Origin of the sequence: Polaribacter sp. (genome assembly GCF_965656025.1) — a bacterium.
GTDB lineage: Bacteria > Bacteroidota > Bacteroidia > Flavobacteriales > Flavobacteriaceae > Polaribacter.
In genome coordinates, this window is sequence record NZ_CBFHJT010000084.1 from 1 (window position 1) to 11,258 (window position 11,258).

Annotated in this window: 13 protein-coding genes; 10 read left to right on the forward strand and 3 right to left on the reverse strand. The window is 30.0% G+C overall.

Going from position 1 to position 11,258, the window contains the following annotated elements; all coding sequences use genetic code 11:
• A partial coding sequence (locus ACTG3S_RS12955) for a glycoside hydrolase family 16 protein (RefSeq protein ID WP_439129762.1) occupies positions 1-1,347 on the reverse strand: 1,347 nt, incomplete at its 3' end.
• Between the two features lie 112 nt (positions 1,348-1,459).
• On the opposite strand from ACTG3S_RS12955, the gene ACTG3S_RS12960 reads away from it, so the two are divergent.
• Complete coding sequence (locus ACTG3S_RS12960; RefSeq protein ID WP_439129763.1) at positions 1,460-2,182, forward strand: tRNA1(Val) (adenine(37)-N6)-methyltransferase; 723 nt, start codon at positions 1,460-1,462, stop codon at positions 2,180-2,182.
• A gap of 34 nt (positions 2,183-2,216) precedes the next feature.
• On the opposite strand, the gene ACTG3S_RS12965 is transcribed toward ACTG3S_RS12960, so the two are convergent.
• On the reverse strand, positions 2,217-3,584 hold the full coding sequence (locus tag ACTG3S_RS12965; protein ID WP_439129764.1) for a saccharopine dehydrogenase family protein: 1,368 nt from the start codon (positions 3,582-3,584) through the stop codon (positions 2,217-2,219).
• A gap of 72 nt (positions 3,585-3,656) precedes the next feature.
• Here ACTG3S_RS12965 and ACTG3S_RS12970 point away from each other — a divergent pair, with 72 nt between their 5' ends.
• The 9 genes from ACTG3S_RS12970 (at position 3,657) to ACTG3S_RS13010 (ending at position 10,423) form a co-directional block, all read left to right on the forward strand.
• The gene (locus tag ACTG3S_RS12970) at positions 3,657-4,037 is read left to right on the forward strand and encodes a DUF423 domain-containing protein (RefSeq protein WP_439129765.1); all 381 of its coding nucleotides are present in this window, start codon (positions 3,657-3,659) and stop codon (positions 4,035-4,037) included.
• Between the two features lie 93 nt (positions 4,038-4,130).
• Positions 4,131-5,741, forward strand: coding sequence for a phosphoenolpyruvate carboxykinase (ATP) (gene pckA / locus ACTG3S_RS12975; protein ID WP_439129766.1), 1,611 nt, complete (start codon positions 4,131-4,133; stop codon positions 5,739-5,741).
• 89 nt (positions 5,742-5,830) lie between these two features.
• Positions 5,831-7,057 (forward strand): Nramp family divalent metal transporter, encoded by a 1,227-nt coding sequence (locus ACTG3S_RS12980; RefSeq protein ID WP_439129767.1) that lies wholly within the window; start codon positions 5,831-5,833, stop codon positions 7,055-7,057.
• Positions 7,057-7,791, forward strand: a complete 735-nt coding sequence (pxpA, locus tag ACTG3S_RS12985; RefSeq protein ID WP_439129768.1) for a 5-oxoprolinase subunit PxpA — start codon at positions 7,057-7,059, stop codon at positions 7,789-7,791. The genes ACTG3S_RS12980 and pxpA overlap by 1 nt, the downstream gene beginning before the upstream one ends.
• Positions 7,784-8,515, forward strand: coding sequence for a 5-oxoprolinase subunit PxpB (pxpB, locus tag ACTG3S_RS12990; protein ID WP_439129769.1), 732 nt, complete (start codon positions 7,784-7,786; stop codon positions 8,513-8,515). The genes pxpA and pxpB overlap by 8 nt, the downstream gene beginning before the upstream one ends.
• Entirely contained in the window at positions 8,508-9,350 is an 843-nt protein-coding gene (locus ACTG3S_RS12995; protein ID WP_439129770.1) for a biotin-dependent carboxyltransferase family protein, read from the forward strand. Before pxpB ends, ACTG3S_RS12995 begins: the two co-directional genes overlap by 8 nt.
• Positions 9,351-9,465: 115 nt before the next feature.
• Positions 9,466-9,858: a YtxH domain-containing protein gene (locus ACTG3S_RS13000; protein ID WP_439129771.1), complete on the forward strand. Its 393-nt coding sequence runs from the start codon at positions 9,466-9,468 to the stop codon at positions 9,856-9,858.
• 10 nt (positions 9,859-9,868) lie between these two features.
• Positions 9,869-10,213, forward strand: coding sequence for a hypothetical protein (locus ACTG3S_RS13005; protein ID WP_439129772.1), 345 nt, complete (start codon positions 9,869-9,871; stop codon positions 10,211-10,213).
• A 6-nt stretch (positions 10,214-10,219) separates the two neighbouring features.
• Positions 10,220-10,423 (forward strand): hypothetical protein, encoded by a 204-nt coding sequence (locus tag ACTG3S_RS13010; RefSeq protein WP_439129773.1) that lies wholly within the window; start codon positions 10,220-10,222, stop codon positions 10,421-10,423.
• A 118-nt stretch (positions 10,424-10,541) separates the two neighbouring features.
• On the opposite strand, the gene ACTG3S_RS13015 is transcribed toward ACTG3S_RS13010, so the two are convergent.
• Positions 10,542-11,258, reverse strand: a 717-nt coding sequence (locus tag ACTG3S_RS13015; protein WP_439129774.1) for a helix-turn-helix domain-containing protein, incomplete at its 5' end; no start/stop codon positions are given.

Here is an 11,258-nt window from a genome sequence, read left to right on the forward strand (position 1 = left end):
AACACTTGCTGTATTGGTGTTTTGGTAAATTCTTACATAATCTACCACCAAACTACTTTCTGTAAAACTAGGACTTACTGCACCAGCAATACCTCCCATGGCAAAATTAATTAATAAAAACTGAGGGTCATCAAAGGGCCAACCATCATTAATACCATCAGAATTAACATCTGTAAAGTTTGCAGGTTTTTTATACGTATAATGTACTTGCCCATCTACTAAAAAAGCAATTTGATCTGGAGACCAATTCATAGAAAAAACATGATAGGTATTTGCAACGTCTGTTAAGGGTTTTGTTTTCGTATTTACTGTTCCTCCAAAACTAGAACGTGTATGAAGTGCACTCGAAACCGTATTTGTTGCATGCAAACCATGTTCCATAATATCTATTTCTCCACAATCTGGCCAAGGAGTTGTACCAAAACCTTGTGTTTGCCAATATGCACCAGTTTCGCTAATGTTTTTTCCTAAAGTCCATATTGCAGGAAAAGTTCCATCGCCTTCAGGTAATTTTGCTTTTACATCTACTCTGCCATAGGTAAATGCAAATTTTGAATTTAATCTAGCAGAGGTAAAGTCTCTAGAAACACCATTTTGGATAATGGTTTTTCTTTTTGCAACAATGTGTAAATTATCATCTGCAACAAAAGAGTTTTCGCTACTGTTTGTATAGTGTTGTACTTCTCCATTTGCCCAACCACCATTAACAATTCCTATGGTTTGATGGTGCCATTTATTGGTGTTTAATGCATTTCCATCAAATTCATCTGACCATACCAAATCATTATAAACAACATCTAATTCATTTGGATCTGTAGGAGTAGAGCCATCAGAAATATTATCGAGTAAATACGTACCTGCAGTGGTAACACCTAAATCTATAAAAATGACTAATTTGCTGTACGCTCCAGTGGCATTTGTAGTATTGTTAGTGCCTGAAAATTTAGCATTAGAAAAATCAAAAGTAAGATTTTGCCAGTTTGTTGCATTTCCGCTTGCAATGGTTTGTAAAACTTCTATATCTGCGTTGGCTCCATTTTCTAATTTTAACGTAATTGTATGTTGATTTGGATCAAAAGCATAAAAAGATAAAGTAATTTCTTTTTGATTCGTTACATCTATATCTCTATTTAAATCAATATAAAAACCTTGACTAGCACTCGCCCCATTATTATTGAATTGCCCAACTTTATTTGAAGTATCTGTGGGGTCGTTTACTTGGCTAAAACTAGCACCCGTAAATCCTAAAAAAATATGATTACTGTTTTCGAAATCTAATGGCATCTGTTGCGAAAACGACACTAAGGTTACTAAAAGAGAAAAGGCTAAGATGTAAAAGTGTTTCATAATATAGTTTTTTGTAAAAATAGGGATAAGGATTATTTTCTAAAATGATATCACCAATACAAAAACCATACAATGTGTTAAAAACCCTATTTTTTCGTTGTATTTTTGCCCTATGTCAAAACCATTTCATTTTAAAGAATTTACCGTAAATCAAGATAAAACAGCCATGAAAGTTGGTACTGATGGCGTTTTGTTGGGGGCTTGGAGTACTATTGATTTTTTTCCAGATACAATTTTAGACATTGGTTCAGGAACTGGTGTAATTGCTTTAATATTGGCACAACGTTCAGACGCTATGGCAATTGATGCAGTAGAAGTTGATGAAAATGCGTACGAACAAACTGTAGAAAATTTCGAAAATTCAGATTGGGCAGATCGTTTGTATTGTTATAATGCCACGTTTCAAGAGTTTTCCGAAGAAATTGCAGAAGAACAAGAAAATTATGATTTCATTGTTTCGAATCCGCCTTTTTATACAGACGATTTTGAAACCAGTGATAGCGCAAGAAATAAAGCACGATTTACATCGTCTTTATCTTTTGAAGAATTGCTAAAAGGTGTGGCGGCTATTTTATCTGAAAACGGGGTTTTCTCTACCATCATTCCGTTTAAGGAAGAAGCGGATTTTATTGAATTGGCGAAAAAACATCATTTACATGCGCATAGAATTTGTAGAGTTCAAGGCAATAAAAATGTTGAAATTAAAAGAAGTTTGTTAGCATTTTCTTTCCAACCATCAGCAATTATTGAAGAACATTTAATTATTGAAACTGAGCGTCATCAATACACAGAAGCCTATATCAATCTAACCAAAGACTTTTATTTGAAAATGTAATTCTTTTGCAAATCTTTTTAAAAGTTCTATTTATTTATCCAATTACATGGTTAGGGTTGTAACCTAAATAAGGTACTTTTTTCTCAATGAATTCAATTCCGTGACTTTTTAATTCTTTTAAAATAGGTTCATATACTTCTTTAGAAATCGGAATTTGAACCCCTGGTTTTGTAATTTGTCCTTTTAAAATTTTTAAAGTTGCAATAGCTAAAGGTAAACCCACCGTTTTTGACATGGCTGTATAACTTTGGTTTTCTCCTAAAACAACCAAACTACTTTCAATTTGTTCTTTTTTTCCATTTATTTCATACCCAAAAAGATGTTGCATTACAATCATATCTTTATCCTTTTCCTGTAAAGTCCAAGAATCTTCTAATATTTTTTGTAGCATTTTAGCGGGTGTTGCATTTTTAATTCCAATTTTTTTAATCGGATTAAAAAGGTCTAATTCTAGTAATTTCTCCCACATAATATCATCTTGATCAATTTTTAAATAAGAACGTAATTTTAGTTCTACAGAGTCAGAAGGAGAATATGCTAAAAATAGATTTACAAAATCTCGATAACTCATATTTTCAGAATTTTCAATTGTGTAAGAATCATCTGTCATGCCTAATTGTACAAAAATATTCCAAGCTCTAGAAAAACCAACTCGTCTAATCGTACCTCTATACATGGTAGGTATATTTTCTAAACCATAAGTTTCTCTATATTTTAAAGAATCTCTATTTGCGTAGGCTTCAAACTTCTCGTCATTAATATTTAAAAATTCAGTTCTTCTAAACAATTTATGATAAGGAATGTATTTATACGTACTTTCTTGTGTAAACTTGGCTGCACCACCTTGACCAGCTAGTACCACATTTCTTGGGTTCCAAGTAAATTTATAATTCCATAAATTAGTGTCACTTTCTGGGGCAACCAAACCACCAGTAAAAGACTCAAATAGCAACATTTTACCACCTTTATTTCTAATTTTATCTATTATTTGCATGGCACTCATATGATCTAAACCTGGGTCTACACCAATTTCATTCATAAAAATTAAACCTTTTTCTTTTACTTGCTTGTTTAAGGCTTTCATTTCTGGCGAAACATAAGAGGCAGTCACTAAGTTTTTGCCAAATTTTATACAGTCTTTAGCAACTTCTATGTGCAGTTTTGCTGGTAACATAGAAATTACAATAGTGGCTTTTTTAATTTCGCTTGTACGCTGTTTTTCGTTAAAAACATCGAAAATAATAGTAGAAGCATTTTTATGATTTTTGATGAGTTTATTCGCATTTTCTATTGAAATATCTGCAATCGTTAAGTGTAAATTTTCTTGATCAGATTTTTCTAACAAATATTTTATTAAAAATGAACTAGATTTTCCTGCGCCAATAATTAATATATTTTTCATAAAGAAATAATGTATTTTTGTAAAGATACTAAGATAATTTGATTGTTTAAAATTTAACAAAATCATCAATAAATGTTTAAAAATCTTATAATTACTTGTTTTTTAGGAATGTTTGCCATTATTTTAGGTGCATTTGGGGCACATGCATTAAAGGAATCACTTACGGTTGAGGCGTTAGAGAGTTTTAATACTGCTGTTCGTTACCAAATGTATCATGTAATTGTTTTGCTATTTGTAAATACTTTTTCTGGGTTTTCTAAACAACAAAAAAATACATTAAGTATTTTGTTTTTTTGTGGAATATTTTTGTTTTCAGGTTCCATATATGCAATACAATTAACACCAATTTCTGCAAAATCAATTTGGTTTATAACGCCTCTTGGTGGTCTCTTTTTTATTGTTGCTTGGTTTTTAATGATTATTATATTTTTAAAGAAAAATAAAAAAGAATAAAGATTTCGTAAAAATGTGATTGTTTTTATAGGTGTATTGAAATATTGTTTAATTTTGTAACGTATTAATAGAAACACAACTAAAATTATACAAATGATACATCTAAATACGAAATCGATTTCGTTAGAAAATTTAGGAATCAAAAATGCCACAATTCGTTACCAATTATCTTCCAAAGATTTACATGAAGAAACTTTAGCAAAAAACCAAGGAGTGCAATCTTCTTTGGGTGCAATTGCTGTAAATACAGGTGAGTTTACAGGACGATCTCCAAAAGATCGATTTATTGTAAAAGATGCCATTACAAAAGATGAAGTTTGGTGGAGTGATATCAACTTACCTTTTGATGCAGATAAATTTGATTTATTGTATGATAAAGTAGCTGATTATTTATCAGAAAAAGAGTTATTTGTAAGAGATTCTTACGCTTGTGCAGACAAAAACTACAAATTAAATATTAGAGTTGTTACTGAGTACCCTTGGAGCAATATGTTTGCTTATAACATGTTTTTACGTCCAACAGAAGAAGAATTACAAGATTTTTCTCCAGAATGGACAGTTATAAACGCACCTGGTTTTATGGCAAACCCAGAGATAGATGGAACGCGTCAGCATAATTTTGCGATTTTAAATTTTACAAAAAAAATAGCTTTAATAGGCGGTACAGGTTATACTGGTGAAATTAAAAAAGGAATTTTTTCTGCTTTAAATTTTATACTCCCAATTTATAAAAATACATTACCAATGCATTGCTCTGCAAATGTAGGTAAAGAAGGAGATACAGCTATATTTTTCGGTCTTTCTGGTACAGGTAAAACCACACTTTCTACAGATCCAAATAGAAGTTTAATTGGTGATGATGAGCACGGTTGGACAGCAGAAAATAGCGTGTTTAATTTTGAAGGAGGTTGTTATGCAAAAGTGATTAATTTATCTGAAGAACAAGAACCAGAAATTTTTGCAGCCATTAAAAAAGGCGCTATTTTAGAAAATGTAATTATGGACGAAAACGGTGTTGTAGACTTTGCAAACACCTCTATCACACAAAATACAAGAGTTAGTTATCCCATTTATCATATAGATAACATACAACAGCCTTCTATTGGCAAAAATCCGAAAAATATTTTCTTTTTAACTGCAGATGCATTTGGTGTATTACCTCCAATCTCTAAGTTGACACCAGCGCAAGCAGCATATCACTTTATATCTGGTTATACTGCGAAAGTTGCAGGTACAGAAGCTGGGGTTACAGAACCAGTACCGAGCTTTTCAGCTTGTTTTGGGGCGCCTTTTATGCCCTTACATCCAACTAGATATGCAGAAATGTTAAGTAAAAAAATGAAAGAAGCTGGTGTAAATGTTTGGTTGGTAAATACAGGTTGGTCTGGTGGACAATATGGCGTTGGAAGAAGAATGCCATTAAAATATACCAGAGCTATGATTACAGCTGTTTTAAATGGAGAATTGTCTGATTACACCTACGAAAATTATCATATACATTCTGTATTTGGTGTGGCTCAACCAAGATTTTGTCCTGGTGTACCCACAGAATTATTAAGTCCAAGAGCTACTTGGAATAATGATGAGGCTTATTACAAAACTGCCTTTAAATTATCGAACGCATTTAGAATGAACTTTAAACAATTTGAAGAGTTTGCAAATGAAGAAATACGTAGAGGAGGTCCTCAACGTTATGCATTTTAAAAATGCAATTTTTAAATTCCCCCAATAAAACACCTCAATTTAGAGGTGTTTTTTTATTTTAGAAGTATCTTTCGTCTAGATTTTTTATTATGATTAAAAATTGGTTTAAAAATATTGGTCCAGGAACTCTGGTTGCAGCTGCATTTATTGGTCCAGGCACAGTTACCCTTTGTACATTGGCCGGTGTAAATTTTGGATTCCACTTGCTATGGGCAATGTTACTTTCTATAATAGCCACAATAATTTTACAAGAAATGGCTGCAAGATTGGGGGTTATTTCTCAAAAAGGGCTTTCTGAATTGATTAGACAAGAAATAAAAACACCCTTTTTAAGAAGTTTTTTTACATTACTAATTTTAGCTGCAATTGTGGTGGGAAACGCATCTTACGAAGCTGGTAATATCAGTGGTGGTATTTTAGGTTTAGAAAGTTTGTTAGGTAAGTATCAGTTAGACTTTACAAATAGATCAGTTAACCTAATGAGTTTTGTTATTGGTATTATTGCATTTATTTTGCTGTTTATTGGTAATTATAAATTTTTAGAAAGAGCATTAATTACTTTGGTTGTTTTAATGAGTATTTCTTTTTTAACAACTGCGATACTGACGAAACCAAATATCATTCAGATTTTAGAAGGATTGTTAGTACCTAAATTTCCAGAAAAAAGTATTTTAACCATTATTGGTTTGGTAGGTACCACAGTGGTGCCTTATAATTTGTTTTTGCATGCCTCTTTAGTAAAAGAGCGTTGGCATAAAAAAGAAGATTTATCCTTCGTAAAAAAAGATACCATTATCTCTATAATTTTAGGAGGTTTGGTATCTATAGCAATTATTATTGCAGCAGCAGCAATCCCTTTTTTAGAAATTACTAATGCAGCAGATTTGGCAAAAGGTTTAGCACCTTTATATGGTGATTTTGCCAAATATTTTATGGGATTGGGTTTGTTTGCAGCAGGAATAACATCTGCAATCACAGCGCCATTAGCAGCAGCCTATGTAGCTAAAGGCTGTTTGGGATGGAATGGTGGTTTAAAATCGAAAAAGTTCAGATTTGTTTGGATTGTAATTCTTTTTTTAGGAGTCTTATTTTCATCAACAGGTATAAAACCCATCGAAATTATAAAATTTGCACAAGTTGCCAATGGAATTTTATTACCCATTATTGCTGGTACATTATTATGGATTGTCAATAAAAAAGCTGTTTTGGGTAGCTATGTCAATTCTAAAATTCAGAACTTTTTTGGTTTTATAATTTTAGGAATTACCATTTTTTTAGGTATTAAAGGAATTTTAAAAGTATTTAATTTTATCTAATGAAAAAAATAGATATTAACTGCGATGTTGGTGAAGGTGTAAATGTAGAGCCATTGTTAATGCCCAATATTAGTTCTTGCAATGTTGCTTGTGGTGGTCATTTTGGTACCAAAAAAACAATTGAAAAAACAATACAATTAGCCATTAAAAATAAAGTTTTAATAGGAGCACATCCTTCATTTCCGGATAAAGAAAATTTTGGAAGAAAGTTGCTAAACTTATCATCTTTCGAGTTAAAAAATAGTATCGAACAACAAATGGAGTTATTTTTAAATTGTATGAACAACTACAACCAAAAAATGAATCACATAAAACCACATGGTGCTTTATATAATTTTATTGCGAAAAACAAGGAAGCAGCAGCACAATTTATTTCTATCACTAAAAAATATTTACAAAATTGTTATTTGTATGTGCCTTATAATTCTGAAATTGAAAGGGTTGCCTTAAATAATCAGATAAAAATTAAATATGAGGCTTTTGCCGATAGAAATTATAATAACGATTTGTCTTTAGTGGCAAGAGCAGAAAAAAATGCATTAATTACCAATAAAGTTGAAGTAGTTAAACACGTGTTATTTATGTATGAACAAGGAAAAGTGAAAACAATTTCTGGAGCTTTAAAAGACCTAAAAGCAGATACTTTTTGTGTACATGGTGATACCGAAAATGCTGTTGAAATACTCTCATACTTAAAGAGTAATCTTAAACAAAACAATATTTTAGTTGGATAAAAATATTACATATAAACCATTTGGTAAAAAAGCGATTTTAATTGAATGGCAACCCATTATTGATGCTAAAATATTAGAAGATATTTTATTGTTTAAGCAAAAAATACAAGCAAAATATAATGATAAATTAATTGATTTAGTTGTTGGATATAATTCCTTAACACTTTTATTTAAAACACCAATTAGCGCTTTTGATGATGAACTAATAGTATTAAAAGCACTTTATGCAACAAGTCTAAAATTAAAAAAAAGTAAAAACTATATTTGGGAAATACCCGTTTGTTATCATTTAGATTTTGGATTCGATTTAGAAGAAATATCAATCAGAAAAAAAATAGACGTTCCCGAAATTATACAATTACATACACAAGTTGATTACACCGTTTTTTTTATTGGTTTTTTACCAGGATTTTTATATTTAGGTGGATTAAAAGAGGAATTATTTTTAAATAGAAAGTCAAACCCAAGATTAAACGTACCTAAAGGAGCAGTAGCCATTGGTGGCAAACAAACAGGTGTATATCCAACTGAAAGTGCAGGAGGTTGGCAAGTTATTGGTAAAACACCCATAGCGTTTTTTAATATTGATAAAAAAAATCCTTGTTTTGCAAAAGCTGGAGATAAAATAAGATTTAGAAGTATTTCTAAAAAAGAATACGATAATATTGAGAAAGAAATAACAGATAACTCTTATCAAATCTTAAAAACAAAATTAGATGATTAAGGTTTTAAAAGCAGGTTTTTATTCAAGTATACAAGACAAAGGTAGGTTTGGTTTTGCCTCTAGAGGTATACCATTTTCGGGTGTTATGGATGCTGTTTCTGCAGATTTGGCAAATGCTATTTTAAATAACTCACCAGATTGTGCTGTACTAGAAATTTGTTTTGGCAATTGTAGTTTTCAATTTTTAACGACTACCTATATTTCAATTTCAGGTGCAAATTTTTCGCCAACCATCAATGGAACTGTTGTTAAAATGAATCAACTACTTACAATCAATAAAAATGATATTTTATCTTTTGGAAAGCCAAAATTTGGAGCTAGAACATATGTGGCTGTTAAAGAGGGTTTTCAAACTAAAAAGGCGTTCAATAGTAGAAGTTTTTTTAAACATATTACAGACCAAACCATTTTAAAAAATGGAGATTTATTACCTATACCTTCTTTTAAAACCAATAAAGCGAAAACAAATACGGTTGTAAAAATAAAAACCAATCACTTTAAAGACGAAAGTTTACAGGCTACAGAAGGTCCTGAATTTTACTTATTAAATCATTACCAAAAAAAAGAATTATTAGAAAAAAACTTTACCATTTCTAAAGATCACAACAGAATGGGTTTTCGTTTAAATGAAAGTATAGAAAATGAGTTGCCTTCTATTTTAACATCAGCAGTTTTACCTGGTACTGTGCAATTAACACCATCTGGTAAATTAATTGTTTTAATGCGAGATTGCCAAGTCACTGGTGGTTACCCAAGGATATTGCAATTGAAAGACAATGCCATTAGTAAATTGGCACAAAAAAGTTTGTCGCAGAAAATTAAATTTTTATTCTAATTTGTTTGCGTTAACAATTACTTTTATTGCGTTAAATAAAACAATGTTAAGGTATTATCTTTGTTGTGTACGAATGTAGTACATTAATTAAGTATAACCATTTAAAAAATATAGTATGAAAAATTTATCAGGAGTCTTATTAGGAACAGTAGTTGGAGCATCTTTAGGAATATTGTTTGCACCAGACAAAGGAGAGAACACTAGAAAAAAATTAAAAGCAGAAGCTTTAGATACCAAAGAAAAAATATCAGACAAAGCATCTGAAATATCAGAAAAAGTAAGTGCAACAGCACATGATTTAAAAGAAAGAGTAAGTAGCACTTACAATGAGAAAAAAGAAACGTTTGATGCGCAGTTAGAAGATGTTATGTCGAATGTAAGTTATAAAGCAGAAGATGTAATTTCTACTCTTGAAGCAAAATTAAAAGACTTAAAAGAAAAAAATAGAAAGCTTCAAAAAGAAGATTTATCTTCTAAAAATGAAAAGAAATCAGTTAAAACAGCTTAGAAATTAATATATGGGTTTATTTGAAACTTTTACCAATTCATCTGATAGTATAGAAAAAGGAAAAAACTATATAGATGCCACTTACAAATATGCAAAACTCAAAAGTTTTCATTTGTTAAGTCTCTCTATAAGTACAATAACCAAAATATTTTTTATTGGAGTTTTGTTTATAATCAGTTTACTTTTTATGTCTATCGCTTTAGCGGTAGTGCTTGGAGAGTATTTACAAAGTCTGGCTCTAGGCTATTTAATTGTAGGAGGTATTTTTTTAATCTTTGGTATTGTAATTTACCTATTAAGAAAAAAAATAGATCGCATAATAATTAAAATTTTGGCAGAAAAATTTTCTAAATAAATAGGTATGAAAGATTATAAAAGTTTTAAAGAAATAGAGCAAGATTTAAAATTGCATAGTTTAGAAAAAGACATTGCTTTAGAAGAATTAAAAATCATTAAAAATGATTTTGAAAATCAATTAAAACCGCTAAGTTTATTGGGAAGTGCAGTAAAATTTGCTAGTAAATATGGTTTACTTGTATTAGTAAAAAAAATATTTAAAAAATAATTAGTAACTCAAGTTATTTTAAAACAACATTAAACAAAACTATATGGTTATTTATTGTAAATAACTTATAAGTGGTTGGTTGATTAATGGACCTCAGTGTGTAAATACTGAGGTTTTTTTATGATTTGTCTAAAACTACCAAAACTTTCTTTTTAAATTGATTGGGTGTAATGCCATATTTTTCTCTAAAAATTTTAGAAAAATAACTTCTACTACTAAAACCAATGCTGTAGACAATTTGAGAAATATTTAAATCTGTATTTTTTATCATTTCTTTGGCAGATTCTAAACGTATGTGTCTAATGTATTCTGTAACGGTTCTATTGTATAAAAATTTAAAACCATCTTGTAATTTGGCCTGTGTTAAACCAGATTTTAAAGATAAATCTTCTAAAGAATAATCTTTTGCAGGATCTTTTACTATCTGATTGCCAAATTTTCTAACAATTTTTAGTTCAGTTTTATCTAGACTTGTAGGCAAAGGTACACCAGTGATAAATTTATTATGTTGCTGCAAATGCACAGAAAGAATTTCGTAGACTTTTGATTCAATCTTTAAAATTCTAAGCATGCCTTTTCCTTTAATATTTCTTAGCTTTTTTATTAAATCGGCCATTTTTAAATTTAATGCACCATAGTTAGAAAACCTATTTTCGTGGTCTGTATCTACAAAAACTTCGTATAATTTTTTGTTTAAGCTAGATACATTTGTAGTTCTTTTTTGTAAAAAAGATTTTCTAACAATTTGTATAATATTTATATCTACTTTTTCTCCTTTAGGAAAATGAATATAATTATAGCCACCATCTTTGTTGGTAAATATTAAAGATTGAAA

What these genes read in the sequence shown, in the direction of transcription:
- pckA (WP_439129766.1), top strand. Translation starts at nt 4,131, where the DNA reads ATGATACATCTAAATACGAAATCGATTTCGTTAGAAAATTTAGGAATC.
- ACTG3S_RS13005 (WP_439129772.1), top strand. Translation starts at nt 9,869, where the DNA reads ATGGGTTTATTTGAAACTTTTACCAATTCATCTGATAGTATAGAAAAA.
- ACTG3S_RS13010 (WP_439129773.1), top strand. Translation starts at nt 10,220, where the DNA reads ATGAAAGATTATAAAAGTTTTAAAGAAATAGAGCAAGATTTAAAATTG.
- ACTG3S_RS12960 (WP_439129763.1), top strand. Translation starts at nt 1,460, where the DNA reads ATGTCAAAACCATTTCATTTTAAAGAATTTACCGTAAATCAAGATAAA.
- ACTG3S_RS12970 (WP_439129765.1), top strand. Translation starts at nt 3,657, where the DNA reads ATGTTTAAAAATCTTATAATTACTTGTTTTTTAGGAATGTTTGCCATT.
- pxpA (WP_439129768.1), top strand. Translation starts at nt 7,057, where the DNA reads ATGAAAAAAATAGATATTAACTGCGATGTTGGTGAAGGTGTAAATGTA.
- ACTG3S_RS12965 (WP_439129764.1), bottom strand. Translation starts at nt 3,584, where the DNA reads ATGAAAAATATATTAATTATTGGCGCAGGAAAATCTAGTTCATTTTTA.
- ACTG3S_RS12995 (WP_439129770.1), top strand. Translation starts at nt 8,508, where the DNA reads ATGATTAAGGTTTTAAAAGCAGGTTTTTATTCAAGTATACAAGACAAA.
- ACTG3S_RS12980 (WP_439129767.1), top strand. Translation starts at nt 5,831, where the DNA reads ATGATTAAAAATTGGTTTAAAAATATTGGTCCAGGAACTCTGGTTGCA.
- ACTG3S_RS13000 (WP_439129771.1), top strand. Translation starts at nt 9,466, where the DNA reads ATGAAAAATTTATCAGGAGTCTTATTAGGAACAGTAGTTGGAGCATCT.